We start from the raw sequence: 17,739 nt of genomic DNA, 5'->3' as shown, positions 1-17,739 counted from the left end.
TTCGATCAGCCAGAGCAACTTCCTCGGTACCGGTAACAAGGTGTCCATCGGCCTGACCCGTTCGGAATACCAGACCAAGTACAACTTCGGCTTCGTCGACCCCTACTTCACCGCCGACGGCGTGAGCCTGGGCTACAACCTGTTCTACAACACCACCGACTACAGCGATTACTACGACGATGGGGTTTCGTACTATGCAATCAACAGCTACGGCGCCGGGGTCAGCTTCGGCTACCCGATCAACGAAACCTCGCGCCTGACCTACGGCCTGACCCTGCAGCACGACGACATTTCGCCCGGCACCTACAGCGCTGACGAGATCTACGATTTCATCTCCCGCGAAGGCAAAAGCTTCAACAACCTCAAGGCGTCGATCGGTTGGTCGGAGTCCACCCTCAACAAAGGCGTACTGGCCACCCGGGGCCACTCGCAGAGCCTGACGCTGATGGCTACCACCCCTGGCAGCGACCTGTCGTTCTACAAGCTCGACTACAACGGCCAGGCTTTCCTGCCAGTCACCAGCAACACCACGCTGCGCCTGCACACCAACCTGGGCTACGGCAACGGCTATGGCTCCACCGACGGCTTGCCGTTCTATGAAAGCTACAACGCCGGTGGACAGGGCTCGGTACGCGGGTTCAAGGACGGCACCCTCGGCCCGCGCAGTACACCGGCTACCGGGGCCTATTCCAGCGCTGGGCAGGCTTACTATTCCGACCGCGACACCGATGTGCTGGGGGGCAATATCCTGATTACCGGCGGTGCCGAGTACCTGTTCCCGCTGCCCTTCGTGAAGGACCAGAGCCAACTGCGCAGCTCGGTGTTCGTCGATGCCGGCAACGTGTATGCCGACACCTGCTACCTGTCCACCACCCAAGGCTGCGGCAGCGTCGACCTGGCGCAGATGGCTGTGTCGCTGGGGGTTGGCGTGACCTGGTACAGCCCGATGGGGCCGCTGAGTTTCAGCCTGGCGGCGCCATTGAAAAAGCCGGATAACGCCGAAACCCAGGTGTTCCAGTTCTCGTTGGGGCAGACCTTCTGATGCTGCTCATGAAATGAACCGCGCAGCACGGGGGTTGAGCATTACCCGCTTTTACCCCCGCTTTACCCAAGTTGACAGTCACCTTGCCTAAGCTGGCCAGCACTCGAACCCCGCCCAGCAGGACACCCTCATGCCTCCGTTCACACCCTGTTTCCCTACATCACTGCGCGAAAATGAAATACCCGTCGCCCTGCTCGATCTGGTGCAGGAACGCCTGGCCACCCTGCTTGGCCCACGCTTCACGGTGGTACTGGGCGGTAGCGGCAACGGCGATGGTGTCAGTCATTACCACCTCGCAATCCAGCACAACCAGAGCGGGGTTTCCCTGGAGGACTACGGTGACGTCGGTGCCGGTTTCGTCGAGCACCTGCTGCGCATGGGCACCCAGGTGCGGGACATGCTCGACTCAGCCACCTTCAGCCGTATGGGCAGCGATGACCCTGGCCGACCATTGGTATGGCTCCGCGAGCTGGTCAGCCCCGGGGAAACCATTACAATGCGCGGCCCAACCTGAAATATGTTTTCCCCATGAAATCACTGCTTTACGCCGTAACCTTATTATTTTCCTTTACCCTCCCTGCCTTGGCCAACCCGCCGGCCACCTTCACCGAAGCCAAGGTGGTGGCCAAGCAGAAGGTCTACCTGGACCAGGCCAGCAGTGCCATGGGCGACCTGTACTGCGGTTGCAAATGGACCTGGGTGGGCAAGTCTGGCGGGCGCATCGATGCCGCCTCGTGTGGTTACCAGACGCGCAAGCAGCAGAACCGTGCAGAACGCACCGAGTGGGAACACATCGTGCCCGCCCACACCTTCGGCAACCAACGCCAGTGCTGGAAGAACGGCGGCCGTGAGCACTGCGTGGACAACGACCCGGTGTTCCGCGCCATGGAGGCCGACCTGTTCAACCTTTACCCGGCCGTGGGTGAGGTCAACGGTGACCGCAGCAACTTCAACTACGGCATGGTCACTGGCAATGCCGGCGAATACGGCCAATGCACCACCAAGGTCGATTTCGTCCAGCGCACCGCCGAACCGCGTGACGAAGTCAAAGGCCTGGTGGCCCGCACCACGTTCTATATGTTCGACCGCTACAAGCTGAACATGTCGCGCCAACAGCAACAGCTGCTGATGGCCTGGGACAAGCAACACCCGGTGTCGGCCTGGGAGAAAGAACGCGACCGGCGCATTGCCGCGATCATGGGCCATGCCAACCCGTTCGTAAGCGGCGAACGCAAGTGGACCGCCGGCTACAAGCCGGTTGGCAGCGGCGTGGTAGAGGCGGTGCCGGTAAACGCGGCCAAGCCAGAGGCCAAACCAAGCCTGGCCAGCGCCGGTTCGGTCGGCGCCGTGCTTGGCAACCGCAACAGCCACGTCTATCACCTGTCAGTCGGCTGCCCGGGCTACAACCAGGTTGCAGCGAAGAACCAGGTTACCTTCGCAAACGAAGGTGAAGCGCAGGCAGCGGGGTATCGCAAGGCAGGCAACTGCCGCTGACCGTTTCAAAGGCTGCGCGGCCCCTGTGGGAACCGGGGCGCGTCAGCCGTTGACCAGGTTTACCGGCCGCTCACCGGCCAGCGCGCTGAGCAGGTTGTCCACCGCGCAACGCGCCATGGCCTGGCGGGTGTCCTCGGTCGCCGAGCCGATGTGTGGGGTCGCTACCACGTTATCCAGCTGTAACAGCGGCGAGTCGGTCGGCAGTGGCTCGTGCACGAACACGTCCAGCCCCGCACCGCGGATGCGCCTGGCCCGCAGCGCTTCGATCAGCGCCTGCTCATCCACCACACGCCCGCGTGAGATGTTCACCAGGATTGCCTCAGGCTTCATCAACGCAAGTTCCCGTGCGCCTATTAGGCCTTCGGTGCTGGCGCTCAACGGCACCGTCAGGCAAACGAAATCTGCCTGCTGCAACAAGTCATCCAGGCTGCACTGGCATGCGGCATAGCGTGCTTCCACCTCGGGCTTGGCACGCTGGCTGTGATACAGCACGCGCATGCCAAAGCCAGCGGCCGCGCGCCGGGCCAGGGCCTCGCCAATCCGGCCCATGCCAACGATGCCTAGCGTCTTGCCGTGCACATCACTGCCAAAATGCGCCGGCCCCAGGTTGGCCTGCCAGCGGCCGTCACGCACCCAGTTCGCCAGCTCCACCACCCGCCTGGCGGTAGCCAGGATCAAGGCAAAGCCTGTGTCGGCCGTGGTTTCGGTCAACACGTCGGGCGTGTTGGTGAGCATCACACCACGCCTGCTGAGTTCAGCAATGTCGTAGTTGTCCACGCCCACCGAAACGCTCGACACCACTTCCAGTTGCGGGGCAAGGTCGAGCAGGCTGGCATCCAGGCGCAGGCTGGCCCCCAGCAACCCGTGCGCCCCCGGTAACGCATCGCGCAGGCGGGCCAGGCCATCGGGCTGGGTGGTGTCCACCCAGGTCACCTCGACGCGATCTTGCAGGCGTGCCATCAAGTCGTCTGACAGGCGTTTATACAGGACGATTCGCTTCTTCATTGCAGATTTCCTAATGGTTCATGGCCAGACGCGAGCTATCGCGCTTTGCTCGGCCAGAGGTCTGGGAAGTATTGAGCGCAGCGGTAAGCGCCACTGCAGTCAGCAGCGCACCGCACATGAACAGATAAGAGGCGCCGGGCCCGCCCGTAGCCCCATTGAGGTAGCCCACCAGCCACGAACCGCCAAACGAGCCCAGCGCCCCCATGCTGTTGATCAGCGCCATGGCGCCGCCTGCGACGTTGGCCGGCAGGATCTCGGGCACAATCGCGAAGAATGGGCCATAAGGGGCGTACATGCAGGCGCCAGCAACCACCAGCAATGCATACGACAGCCAGAAATGCTCGCTGCCCAAGGCGTAGGAACCATAGAACGCCAACGCGGCAATCAGCAGCGGCGGCCAGACGAAGCGCTTGCGCTTTTGCAGGCGGTCGGACGCCCAGGACACGCCCACCATTGCCAGCACTGCCGCCAGGTAAGGCACCGAGGCCAGCCAGCCGGCCTGCACGATATCGACGTTCGCCGCCTGCTTGAGAATCGACGGCAGCCAAAGCACGAAGCCATACACGCCGATGCTCCAGCAGAAGTACTGCAGCGCCAGGATGATCACTTGTGGCGAGCGGAACGCTTCGCGGTAGTTCTTTACAGGCTTGATACCCTGCTGCTCGGCAGCCAGCGCCTGCGCCAGAGCGGCCTTTTCCTGCTCGCTCAGCCAAGCCACCTGGGCCGGGCGGTCATCTACCAGGCGCCACCAGAAGAACGCCCAGATCACGGCGGGCAGGCCTTCGATGATGAACATCCAGCGCCAGTCGTAATGCTTGATCAGGTAACCGGACACCACCGACATCCACAGAATGGTCACCGGGTTGCCCAGCATCAGGAAGGTGTTGGCGCGCGAACGCTCGGCCCGGGTGAACCAATGGCACAGGTACACCAGCATGGCCGGCATGACCGCAGCCTCCACCACCCCGAGCAGGAAGCGGATGCCGATCAGCATGTAGACGTTGCTGACCATGCCGGTAAGCGTGGCAAGGCCGCCCCACAGAATCAGGCAGACGAAGATCAGCTTCTTCACACTACGCTTTTCGGCGTAAATCGCCCCAGGTACCTGGAAGAAGAAGTAGCCGAGGAAGAACAACGCCCCCAGCAATGACGAAAGCACGGGGGTGATGTGCAGGTCTTCGGCCATACCGGAGGCGGCGGCGAAGCCGTAATTGGCGCGGTCCAGGTAGGCCAAGCTGTAGGTAAAGAACACGATCGGGATGATGTACCACCAGCGGCGCGGTGCCAGGCTTTGGCTTTGCATGGTTTGTTTCTCCTGAGCTTGTTGTTTTTGTTGCAACAGGTGATTCGGGGTCGGCTCATGCGCTTCTGCGCAGGTCGTAGGCCTCCAGTTCACGGCGCAGCGGCAGCCCTTCCATGTCGCCCCGCGACTGCACGGCACGGCTGCCGCACCAGTTGCCGCGCGCTACCGCCTCGGCTACCGGACGGCCCTCCAGTAGCGCGCTGAGCACACCGACGGCAAAGGCATCACCTGCACCGACAGTGTCCACCACGCGGCTGACTGGCACGGGGGCTACCTGCCCTTCGCCCTTGGCGCTGCGGAAGTAGGCGCCAGCGTCGCCCAGCTTGATCACCACCAATTCCACCCCTTGGTCCAGGTAGAACGCGGCGATATCGGCCGGCGTGTGCTGACCGGTCAGCAACCGCCCCTCCTCCAACCCCGGTAAAACCCAGTTGGCCTTGGCCGCCAGGGCATTGATTTCTCGCACCATGCTGCTTTGATCGGGCCACAGCGAGGGGCGCAGGTTGGGGTCGAACGATATGCTGCGCCCGGCTGCGCGCATTGCGTCCAGCAGCGCGTGGGACAGCGCCCGCGAGCTGTCCGACAGCGCCAGCGGAATACCGGTAGCGTGCACGTGGCGAGCCTGCAGCCAAACGGGGCTCACTATCGCAGGTGACAGCCTGCTGGCCGCCGAACCGCGGCGAAAGTACTCCACTGCCGGGTCGCTGCCATCCTCGCTGCGGGCCTTGAGCTGAAAGCCCGTCGGGTAGTTGGCATCCACCTCGACACCGGAACAGTCCAGGCCTTCGCAGCGCAAACTGTCGAGCACGAAGCGGCCCAGCGAATCGTCACCAACCCGGCTCAGCCAGCGCACCTTGAAGCCCAGCCGCGCCAGGCCGATCGCCACGTTGCTGTCGGCGCCAGCGATGCGTTTGCCAAACTGCCCGACACCGGCCAGGTCACCGGCTTGTTCGGCGACGAACATGGCCATGGTTTCGCCGAAACACAGCACGTCATGTTCATGCATGGTCCAGCTCCTGCGCCGCGCCCAGTGCAGAAAGGTGACGCACCTGGGCCCGGGTCAGCGCCAGCAGGTCTTCGCCCACCAGGGGGTACTCGACGGCGCGCACCACGCCCGGCGCGAACTCGGCCATCAGCGCTGCCCACTCCTGCAGGTCCGCATCCTGGGGCGGTATGGCCACCAGACGGCTATCGGCCCGGCGCTGCACAGCCTTGCAATGCACATAGCGCACCCAACGGCCTAGCTGCCTTGCAGCTTGCGGCGCAGGCTCGCCCTGCCACTGCCAGTTACCGATATCGAACGTCATGCCCAGGCGTAGCCCAAGCGGGTCGACACGCTGGAAAAACTGCAGCATCGGTTCGATCCTGCCACCTTGTGCGGTCTGATCGTTTTCCACCAGCAACAGAGGCCCCTGCGCAGGCAGCAGCGACGCCAGGGCCGTCACATCGCAGTGCTCATCGAAGTGCCCCAAGGAAACCTTCAGCGCCACCGCGCCAAGCGCCCGGGCAATTTCCAGCTTCTGCACCAGCAGCGGGTCGGGCACGCCTTGCGCGGTCCACAGTTCAAGGGGGGTGGAGTACAGGCATTCCAGGCGCAGCGCGGCAATGACCCTGCCCAGCGCAGCTGCGTCCGGTGCGCTGGCGAACAATTCTTCGCGCAATTCGACGCGACTGACGCCAGCGGCTGCCAACAGGTCCAGAAACTGCTCCTGGCCACGTTGGCGCACAAAGTCGGCACCGTAGCTGGAGAGACTGATGGAAACGGGGTTCGCTTGCATTGTTCTTGTCCTTATGAAACCGGTTTCATTTTTGATCAACAGCACGCACAAGCCTGCCGTTCTCTTACTGGGGTTGGGTTGAACCGCGGATGATCAGGTTGGCCTTGAAGTCGATGCGCCGGGCTGCGCCGCTATCGCCGCGCAAGCGACCGAGCAGGCTTTCGAAGGCCGCCACGCCGATACGCTCGGTGGGCTGGGCCAGTGCGGTGATGCCTTTGCCGACCAAGGGGTACCAGTCGAGGTCGTCGAGGGCGATCAGCCCGACATCGGCAACCAGGTTGCGCCCGGCCTCGAGCAGCGCCCGGGTCACCGCCAAGGTGGCAACGCCGTTGAAGGTGAAGATGGCTTGCGGACCATGACCACTGTGGGCAAGAAACGAAGCCAGTTGGCCCTGCAGCCCGGCGCCGATTTCCAGTACCTGCTGACGCATGCCTGGCCGGCGGCGGATCGACGCGCCGAATGCCTGCACCCGCTCCAGGCGTGAACTGGTGCCATCGAGGGGTTCGCTGACCGCCAGGATGTCGCGGTAGCCCTGGGCTTGCAGGTGGTCAAGGGCCTGCTCGACTGCGTCAGCATTGTCCAGGCCGACAAGGTCCACATTCAGCTCGGGCAATTGGCGGTCGACCAGCACCATGGGGATGTCGCGCTGCAGGTTGAGCAGCTCGCCGGGGTGGTGACCGAGCGTGTTCACGATCAGCCCTTCAACGTTGTAGCTCTGCAGGGCCACCAGGTGGTGACGCTCCTGCTCGTCGTCGCGGTTGGTGTTGCACACCACCAGGCTGTAACCATGCTGACGGCAGGCGGTTTCTACGCCGTGCATCACGGCCACTGAATAGGGGTTGAGGATATCGGCCACCAGCATGCCGATCAGTCGCGTCTGGCCGCGCTTGAGGCCGCGAGCCATCTGGTTGGGGCGATAGCCGAGGCGTTCGATGACCTCCTCCAGCCGCTTGGCCGTGGCTTCGGCCAGCAATTGGCGGTCGCCACCGATGTAACGGGAGACGGTGGCTTTGGAAACGCCAGCAACACGCGCCACTTCGCTGATGGTGACCCGTTCGCGGGTATGGGCAGGCGCGTCGGTCATGGGTTTTCCTTATGATTGTTTTAATAGTGATGAAACCGGTTTCAATACAGCAAAAATGCGCGGGTTCGTCAACAGGCCGTTGGTCGGGCACGAAGACGGGAGATGTTAAATCGCATTAAGAATATTTCATAGGTTATTGATAGTTATGAATTTATATCTGTGGGACAGAGCTTACCCTGGAATCTGATTACGTTAGGGGATGGCACGGGCTTCGCCCGTGTTCGCGGGTAAACCCGCTCCTACGGGCGAGGGTGCAGAAATACACGTCAGCGAAGCGACTTCACATCACCGGCCGTGACGGCACTGCCCTGGTTCCCCCAGCTGCTGCGAATGAAATTCACCACCTCGGCAACCTCCTGGTCGCTCAGGCGCCAGCCGAAAGCCGGCATGGTGAAGTTCGACGGCGCAGCGTGCGTTGCCGGTACCGTGCCACCGGCGAGCACCACATGGATCAGCGACGTGGCATCCGCAGTCTGTACCACCGGGTTGCCGGCCAAGGCCGGGAACACGCGGGTGTAGCCCTGCCCGTCGGTGCGGTGGCAGGCCGCGCAGTTGTCGATGTACACCGCCGCCCCAGGCTTGCTGTCGTCACCCTTCCATAGCGCATCCGCGACCTGCTTGTCGTACACATGCGGCTGGTCATCTGGATTACTCGGCGGCAGGGTTTTCAGGTAGCGGGCGATAGCGGTCAGGTCGGCATCACTCATGTGCTGCATGCTGTGCTCGACCACATCGCTCATGCCGCCGAACACGGCGCTGCGATCACTGCGCCCAGTCTTGAGAAACTGCACCAACTGCGCTTCGCTCCAGCTGCCCAGGCCATCTTTGTGATCGCCACGCAGGTTCTTGGCAATCCAGCCTTCCAGCGGCGCGCTGCCGGCCAGAAACTGCTCGCCATCGGCCGCGCTCAGGGCCTTTTCCTGCATGGTCAGCGCCCGCGGCGTATGACAAGCGCCACAATGCCCAAGACCCTCGACCAGGTACGCACCGCGGTTCACCACAGGGTCAGCTGTCGCCGATGCCTGCCAGGGCTTGGCCTCTGGTGCGAACAGGCCGCGCCAGATTGCCAGTGGCCAGCGCATGCTCAGCGGCCAGGGAATGTCAGAGGCCTTGTTCGCCTGCTCGACAGGCTCCACGCCCTTCATGAAATAGGCGTACAGCGCCTGCATGTCCTGCTCGCTGACCCGCGCATACGACGGGTATGGCATGGCCGGATAGAGCGTACTGCCATCTTTGCCAATACCCCTGCGCACGGCCTGGTCGAAGTCTTCGAAGCTGTACTGGCCAATGCCACTGGCCGCCGGGGTGATGTTGGTGGAGTACACCGTGCCAATCGGCGTTTCCATCGGCAACCCACCGGCAAAGGGCTTGCCGTCTTTGGCGGTATGGCAGGCCACGCAGTCACCGGCGCGGGCCAGGTACTCGCCCAGGCGTACCTGCGCATCGTCATTCGCTACGGCCTGTGCAGCCGCGCCGGCACCCAGCACCAGGGTGGCGATCAACAGTGTTTTCATGCTCATCGCTCCTCAAGCCTGGACCAACGGACCGGGGTTTTTCAGGTACTGCTCACGGATGGCGCGGGCCGACCAGTAGGTGAGCGCAGCCACCAGCCCGGTCGGGTTGTAACCCAGCCCCTGCGGGAACGCCGAAGCGCCCGGAACGAACACGTTGTGTACGTCCCAGCTTTGCAGGTAGCGGTTCAGTGCACTGGTCTTGGGGTCGGTGCCCATGATCGCCCCGCCGTTCAGGTGGGTGGTCTGGTAACTGGCGGTGTTGAAGTGGTCCTTGACCTGCTTGCCCAGCACGGCAATGGCCTTAGGGTTCATCGCCTGGGCGATGTTGCTCAGCTTGTCGACCATGAACTGGTTCATCTTGATGTCGTTTTCCTGCCAGTCGAACGTCATGCGCAGCAGCGGCTGACCGTAGGCATCGCGGTAGGTGGGGTCCAGGTCCAGGTAATTGCCACGGTAGGACTGATGGGCGCCGTGCGCGTCCATCGACACCTGGTGGGTGTAGTAGTCGGCCGTGGCTTTCTTCCAGGCACTGCCCCAGGCCGGCGTCCCCGGCGGGTTGGAGGTACCGGCAATCGGCCGGCTACCGGCCTGGTTCACCCACATTGGCGAACCGCCGACGAAGCCGTGCGGGCCATGGTCGAAGTTGTCGGCGTTGAAATCGTCGATGGCAATGCCATTGCCACCCGCGCCGATGAAGTTGTTGGTGTAGGTGTCCTTGTCGAAGAACGCCTTGACTGTCCCCATGTTCTGATAGGCGAAGTTACGCCCGACCACACCTTCGTTCTTTACCGGATCGTAAGGTTTGCCAATGCCGGAAAGCAGCATCAGACGCACGTTGTTGAACTGGAAAGCCGCCAGAATCACCAGCTCTGCCGGCTGCTCCACCTCGCGCCCCTGGGCATCGATGTAGGTCACGCCGGTGGCCTTGCGCTTGCGGTCGTCCAGGTTCACCCGCAGCACATGGGCATTGGGCCGCAACTCGAAGTTGGGCACCTGGCGCAGCGCCGGCAGGATGTTCACGTTGGGCGAGGCCTTGGAGTACATGTAACACACGTAGCCGCTGCAGAAACCGCAGAAGTTGCACGGCCCCATCTGCGCCCCGTAGGGGTTGGTGTATGGCCCGGAGGTGTTGGCCGACGGCAGGTTGTAGGGTTTGTAGCCCAGGCGGGTGGCCGCCTTTTCGAACAGCCTTGCCGATACAACGTTCTTCTGCGCGGGCAGCGGGAACGGGTTGGAACGGTCCGGCGCATAGGGGTTGCCGCCCTTCCCTTCACCGACCACCTGGCCTTTGACGGTCCAGGCCTGGCCCGAAGTGCCAAAGACCTTTTCGGCAAAGTCAAAATAGGGCTCCAGCTCTTCGTAACTGACACCGAAGTCCTGGATAGTCATGCCTTCGGGAATGAACGTGCGCCCGTAGCGCTCTTCATAGTGGCTGCGCAGGCGCAACTCGACGGGGTCGACCCGGAAGTGCACACCCGACCAGTGCAGGCCCGCGCCCCCCACACCCTTGCCCGGCAGGAATGCGCCCAGCTGGCGATTGGGCAATGCCACATCATTCACGCTATGGCGGACAGTGACGGTTTCTTTCGATACATCGACGAACAGCTTCTTGCGCACGCTGTAGGTCAGCTCATCGATCACCTGCGGGTAGCTGCCTTCGGGGTAGGTATCCTGCATCGGCCCCCGCTCCAGGGCTACCACGTGCAGCCCGGCCTCGGTCAGCTCTTTGGCCATGATCGCACCGGCCCAGCCGAAGCCGACGACCACCGCATCCACTTTGTTCAACACAGTCGCCATGCCTCAGGCCCTCTCACCACGGATCGATACAGCCGGGAACGGGTAAGGCTCATTGCGCTCGACCCAGTCCATGAAGTCGGCGCGGGCGCCGGGGAAGCCGATCTGGGTCCAGCCGACCATGCCTTTGTTGCCGCCATGAATCGGGTCGCAGAAGAACCCTTCGCGCGTGTTTTGCACCAGCAGGCTGAAGAACACCTTGGCCGGAACGGTTTCGAAAACCAGCTCTCCTGCCTCCAACTTGCTGAGAATGCGGTCCCGGGTAGCGCTATCTTGCGCAGCAAAAACCTGTCCGCCATTGGCCTTGCACCAGCCGTCCACGGCAGCGATGCCCAGGCGGTAGATTTGTTGCGGGCTGAGCTGCAGCTGGTAGCCCAGCTCGGGCGGGGCGTCGGCGTTGAAGGGCCCGTGCATGTACCACTGTGCGCCAGTCGCGTAGGGGGTGTTCATTTGCCGGTCGATAAATTCGGCGGCGCCAGCTTCCAGTGCCCCTGGGCCAAGCTCATCGGCCGGGATGATGCGCGACACGGCGGCTTGTACAAAAGCCCATTCTTCGGCGCTGAAGAATGTCGGTTGATAATTGCCCGCAGGCGGCGTGGCCGGCACTTTCGGTTGCTGATGCGGTTGCGGGGCCGCAAGCAGCTGGCTGGCGCCCACGCCAAGCCCTGTACTGGCCACTGTAACGACAGGGATCAGGGTCAAGGTCTTGCGCAGAAAATCCCTGCGCGGGTTGTCTGGGGCATGCTCAGGCATTGCGAATCCTCATCGGCTGTGGGGGTGGCCTTGATAAGCGCCATCTGATTTTCAATAAAGAGGTGATCTTGATAGGCCATCAAGAAGACAGCCGAATAATCTAGCGCGTTCAGACATGTTTTGAAACCGGTTTCATTTTTACCCTCTCACCCGGCTTGACCTCCACCGCACGCTCATCAGCGCAAGGCTTTTTTCACACCCGCCTCACCCTCTGCCGACATTCCACTGCCTACAGTGCCGACGCTCTTGCATGGAGCAGACTGACTGGAGTGGCAAACATGCTGCACGACGTGATCGACGACTCCCCCGCTTCACGGCTTGGGCCAAAATACCGATGGCCTTGGGGCACAGCGCAATGGATGGTGTTGTGCCTGCTGCTCTTGCTCGACGTAGCGGCAGCCTGGGCTCAGCAGCGCGCGGCCATCCCCAACCTGGGCAATCCCCATCACCTGCAGCACAGTGGGCTTTATACCGATTGGGCGAAAGGCTCGGTGATTGTCGTATTGCGCCATGCCGAACGCTGCGACCGCTCCAGTGATGCGTGCCTGAATGACCCCAGCGGCATCACCGTCGCGGGCAGGCAGGCGGCCACCGATGTAGGCCTCGGGTTGCAACACCTTGGCCTGGGCGCAGTTGATGTCTGGACCAGCCCAGAGGTGCGAACCCGGCAGACCGCACAAGCCATGTTCGGTAAAACCATTGCCACACAAGACTGGCTTAATCAGTGTGACGGCCACTTTGCCGAAAATGCCTTTGCCCTCAAGCGAAAAGGCCACAACCTCGTGCTGGTCAGCCACAGCGGCTGCATGGAACAACTGGAGCAGGCACTCAAAGCGCCTTCTAGCGCAACAGCGAACAGCTATGCCAGCGCCCTGTTCATCACGCGTGGCAACGATGGCAAGACGAAGGTGCTGGGCCAAATCGCGGCCAGTGAATGGCACACTCTCATTGATGCCAAGGAACTCTGAACATGCCCTCCCGCGCCACCTTCTACCGCAACAACCTGCTGCTGCCGCTATTGCTGGCCGCCATTGTGTTCATGGCCTTCGACCTCACAGACTTCGATCGCTGGATCAGCAACCTGCTGCTTGACCCGGCCACTGGCCAGTTCCCGCTGCTGCACAACCCGTTATTCGAGAAAGTCACTCACAAATGGCCACGCATCCTGCCGGACTGGACCGGTGAACTGGCCGTCATAGGCAGCTTGCTGTCGTTCATCTGGCCGCGCTTGGCCAACCGCCCCCAACTGGCCCTTGCCCGGGCGCTGGAAAAGGTCCGTATTGCACCGGTGCTGCGCTTTACCACCCAACACCGACGCGACCTGTTGTTCGTGGTGGTAGCGTTCGCGCTGAGCACCACCGTGATTCACTACCTGAAAAGCCATACAAGCGTGTATTGCCCTGTGGAAACCACGCTGTATGGCGGTTCGCAGCCCCGGGTCGAATGGTTCGAAAACTTCTCTTTATGGAGCAAGCCCGGCGATGGCCGTTGCTGGCCGGGTGGCCATGCATCCAGCGGGTTTACGCTGTTGGCGCTGTATTTCGTGGCCCTGCGCCATCGGTGGGCACATGCTCGCAAGTTGTTGGTGGCGATTCTGCTGATCGGGTTCGTGTACGGCACTACCCGAGTATTACAGGGCTGGCACTATATGTCTCATACGTTCTGGGCCGGGATCTTTGTCTGGCTTACAACCTGGGCAACAGCATTGCTCTTCTATGGACGCATCGCGCTGCAGGCGGCTGAACTTAGCCCAGTCCTATCTGGTGCTGCGCCGCAGCACTTGCAGACGTGGTCAGAACAGTCATGAGAAAAATCAGCCCTATATAAAAAATCACTCATTTCTTGACAGAAATAATTAGACAACAACTTCCAAAGAAACTTCCTACAATGCTTTAGGAAGTTTCAATCTCCCACAAAAATTGATTCCTAGTTACTCTTCAGGCTTTCGCAACTGCTAATGCCCGACCGCATGGACGCGAGGGGGCCACCGCGAGTGTTTGAGCTGCCAAGAGACGAGGATCAAGGATGCCCAAAGAGTCCGACCGCACTGGCAAACCAGTGCCCCCCCCCCAAAAGCCAATCCTGCTCGAAGACATAAACGAAACCCCACCGCCTCCTGACGGCGCGGGTCCTGAATACGCAACCGATCTACCCGGCTACCCGGCCGATCCAGACTTTCAGCTACGCGGCGGCTACGACAACCTCATGCTCGACGCGGCAAGCCAGCTGTTCGGCCTGGTCATTCGCCTGCGCACGCTGGATGACCTGCCCAACATCCAGTTCGTGCACAAGACCGTGCAAACACAGGTCAGTACTATTCGCGAAGAAATGCGACAGCACGGCTATTGCGCGGTCCATCAGGAAGTCTATTCCTACGCCCTGTGCCTGCACTTGGACGAGGCCGTGATGACCCGCCCCTGGGGCCAGAACTCGTGCTGGAGCCACGAACCGCTGCTGAGCATCTTCCACGACGAAACCCAGGGCGGCGAAAAGATCTTCGTGCTGCTCGAGCGCATCATGCAATCGCCAAAGGAATTCCAGGATGTGCTGGAGTTCCTGTACTTCTGCTTTTGCCTGGGCCTGCAAGGCAAATACGCCCTTGACCCCAAGGGCGATGAAATCCTCAGCGCGCTGATCAGCCGGATGCACAAGGTCATTCGCCAACTGCGTGGCCCCACGCCGGAAACAGTGAGCGACCCCTATAGCAACGTCGTCCATTGCCCCCACCGTATGCGCCGCTGGCAGTGGCCCTGGTGGACCCCGCTGGTCATCTCGGTCATCGCCATGGTCTGCGCCTACAGCTACTACAGCTACCGCCTCGACCTGCTAACCGCCGAAGTCGTCGAATCGCTCAACGCCATTCTGCAGCAGTAACGGGGGACGCCACATGCCCAGCCAATCCGATTTGCGCTTCACTTTCCAGCCGCTGGTTGGCCGAAGCGAGTTTGAGGTGGTGTCGTTCGAACTGAACGAAGCCATCAGCTCACCGTTCCGGCTGCAGCTGGAGCTGATCAGCTTCGAAGACGATGTCGACTTCGGCCAGCTCCTCGACAAACCGGTGCTGTTCACCCTCTGGCAGAGTGAGCGCCCGTTGCGCTACGTGCACGGCCTGGTCAGCACCTTCAGCCAGGGAGAAACAGGCTTCCATCGCACCCGTTACCGGGCACTGGTCGAGCCCGTGCTGGCCCGCGCCGGGCTGCGCTCGAACTGGCGCATCTTCCAGCAGAAAACCGTGCCGCAGATTCTCGAGATCATGCTCAAGCGCCAGGGCGTGAATGCCTACGAGCTCAAGTGTCTCGACCCGCATCAGGTGCGCGAGTTTTGCGTGCAGGCCGGTGAAACAGACCTCGACTTCATGGCCCGCCTGGCCGCCGAGGAAGGCATTGTCTACCGCTTCGAACACACGCCGAAACAGCACTTGCTAATCATCACTGACCGGCTGCTGGCGCTGGGCCAGATCAGCCGGGGGGCCATCAAGACCGATGATGAGGATGAAGGGTTTCACAATGACGACGTGGGCCCTGATCAGGTGCTGTACCGATCCGTTGGAGGCGGCGATCAGGCCAGGCCTTGCCTGCGGCGCTTGCGTTACAGCGAACAGGTTCGAACAGCGCGGCAGGTGCAACGGGACTACACCTTCACTCACCCACAATACCGTCAGGAACACCAGGCGTACGACAATAGCAACACCCATCAATCGCTGAACTATGAGCGCTTCGACTACCCCGGCCGATACAAGCGTGATGCGGTCGGGGTTCCGTTCACTGCCACCCGCCTCACAGCCCTGCGCCATGATGCGCGCATTGCCGAAGTGGAAGGCGACGATGTGCGCCTGCAACCGGGGCTGAGCTTCACCCTCATCGAGCACCCGCGTGAAGACCTCAACGTGCACTGGCGCACGGTCAGCGTGCATCACGAAGGCACCCAGTTCACCAGCCTGCAGGAAGAGGCCGCCGGCTCGCAGCAAGGCACCCGCTACAAACAGGAAGCATTGCTGGTTCCCGGCAGGACCGAATGGCGCCCTGCCCCCCTGCCCAAGCCACGCATCGACGGCCCGCACATGGCGACGGTGGTCGGGCCCAAGGGCGAGGAAATCTATTGCGACCAATGGGGCCGCGTGAAAGTGAGCTTTCCTTGGGACCGGGAAAGCGAAAACAACGAATTCAGCTCCTGCTGGGTGCGCGTGTCGCAAGGTTGGGCGGGGGGCAGCTGGGGTTCGATGGCCATCCCGCGCATCGGCCAGGATGTGATCATCCAGTACGTCAACGCCGACCCGGACCAGCCGATGATCACCGGGCGCACCTATTGCGGTAACCAGTTGCCGCCCTATGACCTGCCCGAGCACAAGACGCGCATGACCATCAAGAGCCAAACCCATAAAGGCGAAGGCTTCAACGAGCTGCGCTTCGAGGATGAACTGGGTCGGCAGGAGGTGTTCATTCATGCCGAGCGGGACCAGAACAACATCGTCAAGCACGACGAAACCACACGCGTGGGTAACGATCGTACCGAACGCGTCGAACGAGACGAGACGATTTCGATCGGTCAGGACCGTCGCGAAGACATCGCCCGTGACGAATCTGTTGGCATCGGCCAGAACCGAGTACACGAAATCGGCAACGACGACAGCCTGAGCATCGGCCGCAACCACAGGATCACCACAGGCAAGGATCGAATCGAACAGGTAGGGAACCACCGGCAGGACATCACCAAGGCAAACCACACGGTAGAAATCGGCGGCCACCGCGAACAGGTCGTTGCCGGTCACAGCACGTTGCAAACGGGCGAAGCCATCCGGCACACCACCAAGGTTTATGACATCCAGGTCAGCGAAAGCCTGACGATCCGCAGCCCCGCGGGGCTTCTGAGGGTCGACGGCGCCGGTATCACGCTGGACGGCCTGGCGCTGGCCTTCAAAGGGCCTGTCAGCCAGCAGGCTACGGGTAGCAATCGCGTCACTTCAACGTCTGGCGTACCAGCGCCGGGCGAACCCATTTGCCTCAGCTGCCTGCTCAAAGCGATCGCCGACGGCCACACCATCATTCGCATGGAAGGAGCAAGCTGATGCCCAGCCCATTTGTCAGAGCAATGGTCGATGTGCTGCGGGCATCCGATCACTATCGCCTCAACGCCATCGTGGAAATGGCCAACTTGACACCCGAGGTGCAGGAACAACTGACCGGGCACTACACCGGCCGCTGCTGGCCACTGCTACAGCAAGCCCAGTTCAGCAACCTGCGGACAGCAGGCCCTTGGTTGTTCGGTTCGCGCCTCGGTTCCGATGTCTCGGCCCAGTACGACTTCCAGTGGCAACTTGAACAAGGTGCTGCTGGCGCCGTGTGCGGCTGGATAGTCAGCGCGCTTCCCGCTGCCCGGCTCGCCGGACACTTGAGCCACGCCAACATCGTCACGGGCACGGACGGCCACTCGTACCTGTTGCGCTTCCACACCGCCGCGGCTCTGCTAGTGCTGGATAGGCACCGTGAGCTGCCTGGGGTAAGCGAATGGCTGGCCCCCATCCATCACTGGTGGGCACCCGTGGCACACCCGAGCAAGCGGTTGTGGATGCAGATATCCGGGGGTGATCAGCCTCACTCCACGCACTGCCCGCCAATCACGTTGAGCGAAGCGTGTTGGGCCGAACTGGCGGGTGACCCGCTGAGCTATCAACTTGCCGAGTTGCTCAAGAACGAGCGGTCCTGCCCGACCTTGCACGCTGCCTGCCACGGCACACGGGTTGGCTTGATTCAGCACTATCTGGATCAGGCGCGCGCGCAAGGCCTGGGGCGTGAAGAAGACCTTATCAGCTATGTGCTGATGCTGGCTCGCGGTGGCGAACAGCTCAGTAGCTCGCCAGCCTGGCAGGAGGCGATTGCCGCCACGCGCGAGCAGCAGACATCCCTGATGGACAACGTGCAGCGCTGCCTGCGCACCAAGGACTGAGGCACAACACAACCATGGACTCACTCAGC

At 62.0% G+C, this 17,739-nt stretch carries 16 protein-coding genes; 8 read left to right on the top strand and 8 right to left on the bottom strand.

What is annotated here, in order from left to right; all coding sequences use genetic code 11:
* The 3 genes from bamA to ACK59Z_RS24955 all read left to right on the top strand — a co-directional run.
* A partial coding sequence (gene bamA, locus ACK59Z_RS24965) for an outer membrane protein assembly factor BamA (RefSeq protein ID WP_409293903.1) occupies positions 1–1,042 on the top strand: 1,042 nt, incomplete at its 5' end.
* Positions 1,043–1,172: 130 nt separating this feature from the next.
* Positions 1,173–1,556 (top strand): hypothetical protein, encoded by a 384-nt coding sequence (locus tag ACK59Z_RS24960; RefSeq protein ID WP_108191920.1) that lies wholly within the window; start codon positions 1,173–1,175, stop codon positions 1,554–1,556.
* A 14-nt stretch (positions 1,557–1,570) separates the two neighbouring features.
* The gene (locus ACK59Z_RS24955) at positions 1,571–2,536 is read left to right on the top strand and encodes an endonuclease (protein ID WP_004574120.1); all 966 of its coding nucleotides are present in this window, start codon (positions 1,571–1,573) and stop codon (positions 2,534–2,536) included.
* A 42-nt stretch (positions 2,537–2,578) separates the two neighbouring features.
* Here the strand turns inward: ACK59Z_RS24955 and ACK59Z_RS24950 are convergent, their stop codons facing one another.
* From ACK59Z_RS24950 to ACK59Z_RS24915, 8 genes are all read right to left on the bottom strand, one after another.
* Complete coding sequence (locus tag ACK59Z_RS24950; protein WP_108078030.1) at positions 2,579–3,541, bottom strand: D-glycerate dehydrogenase; 963 nt, start codon at positions 3,539–3,541, stop codon at positions 2,579–2,581.
* A 10-nt stretch (positions 3,542–3,551) separates the two neighbouring features.
* Entirely contained in the window at positions 3,552–4,844 is a 1,293-nt protein-coding gene (locus tag ACK59Z_RS24945; protein ID WP_014861724.1) for an MFS transporter, read from the bottom strand.
* A gap of 55 nt (positions 4,845–4,899) precedes the next feature.
* A complete protein-coding gene (locus ACK59Z_RS24940) occupies positions 4,900–5,850 on the bottom strand; it encodes a sugar kinase (RefSeq protein ID WP_409293900.1) in 951 nt (316 codons plus the stop codon).
* A complete protein-coding gene (locus ACK59Z_RS24935) occupies positions 5,843–6,622 on the bottom strand; it encodes a sugar phosphate isomerase/epimerase family protein (protein WP_409293898.1) in 780 nt (259 codons plus the stop codon). The genes ACK59Z_RS24940 and ACK59Z_RS24935 overlap by 8 nt, the downstream gene beginning before the upstream one ends.
* A gap of 64 nt (positions 6,623–6,686) precedes the next feature.
* The gene (ptxS, locus tag ACK59Z_RS24930) at positions 6,687–7,706 is read right to left on the bottom strand and encodes a transcriptional regulator PtxS (RefSeq protein ID WP_108191917.1); all 1,020 of its coding nucleotides are present in this window, start codon (positions 7,704–7,706) and stop codon (positions 6,687–6,689) included.
* 266 nt (positions 7,707–7,972) lie between these two features.
* Positions 7,973–9,220: a c-type cytochrome gene (locus tag ACK59Z_RS24925; protein WP_409293895.1), complete on the bottom strand. Its 1,248-nt coding sequence runs from the start codon at positions 9,218–9,220 to the stop codon at positions 7,973–7,975.
* A 12-nt stretch (positions 9,221–9,232) separates the two neighbouring features.
* Positions 9,233–11,017, bottom strand: coding sequence for a GMC family oxidoreductase (locus ACK59Z_RS24920; RefSeq protein WP_108191915.1), 1,785 nt, complete (start codon positions 11,015–11,017; stop codon positions 9,233–9,235).
* 3 nt (positions 11,018–11,020) lie between these two features.
* Complete coding sequence (locus tag ACK59Z_RS24915) at positions 11,021–11,767, bottom strand: gluconate 2-dehydrogenase subunit 3 family protein (RefSeq protein ID WP_108191914.1); 747 nt, start codon at positions 11,765–11,767, stop codon at positions 11,021–11,023.
* Between the two features lie 278 nt (positions 11,768–12,045).
* On the opposite strand from ACK59Z_RS24915, the gene ACK59Z_RS24910 reads away from it, so the two are divergent.
* From ACK59Z_RS24910 to ACK59Z_RS24890, 5 genes are all read left to right on the top strand, one after another.
* Positions 12,046–12,735 carry a histidine phosphatase family protein gene (locus ACK59Z_RS24910; RefSeq protein ID WP_108191913.1) on the top strand — a complete coding sequence of 230 codons (690 nt, stop codon included), beginning with the start codon at positions 12,046–12,048 and terminating at the stop codon, positions 12,733–12,735.
* 2 nt (positions 12,736–12,737) lie between these two features.
* Positions 12,738–13,574, top strand: coding sequence for a phosphatase PAP2 family protein (locus ACK59Z_RS24905; protein ID WP_108191912.1), 837 nt, complete (start codon positions 12,738–12,740; stop codon positions 13,572–13,574).
* Between the two features lie 218 nt (positions 13,575–13,792).
* Complete coding sequence (icmH, locus tag ACK59Z_RS24900) at positions 13,793–14,641, top strand: type IVB secretion system protein IcmH/DotU (protein WP_108191911.1); 849 nt, start codon at positions 13,793–13,795, stop codon at positions 14,639–14,641.
* A 13-nt stretch (positions 14,642–14,654) separates the two neighbouring features.
* A complete protein-coding gene (locus ACK59Z_RS24895; protein ID WP_409293891.1) occupies positions 14,655–16,832 on the top strand; it encodes a type VI secretion system Vgr family protein in 2,178 nt (725 codons plus the stop codon).
* Positions 16,832–17,710, top strand: coding sequence for a DUF4123 domain-containing protein (locus ACK59Z_RS24890; protein ID WP_409293889.1), 879 nt, complete (start codon positions 16,832–16,834; stop codon positions 17,708–17,710). The genes ACK59Z_RS24895 and ACK59Z_RS24890 overlap by 1 nt, the downstream gene beginning before the upstream one ends.
* The last annotated feature ends 29 nt before the right edge of the window (positions 17,711–17,739 follow it).

It is taken from the genome of Pseudomonas sp. KCJK9058 (assembly GCF_046230975.1).
GTDB lineage: Bacteria > Pseudomonadota > Gammaproteobacteria > Pseudomonadales > Pseudomonadaceae > Aquipseudomonas > Aquipseudomonas alloputida.
Note: the sequence above shows the minus strand (reverse complement) of the source record. Positions and strands in the feature narration are given on the sequence as shown.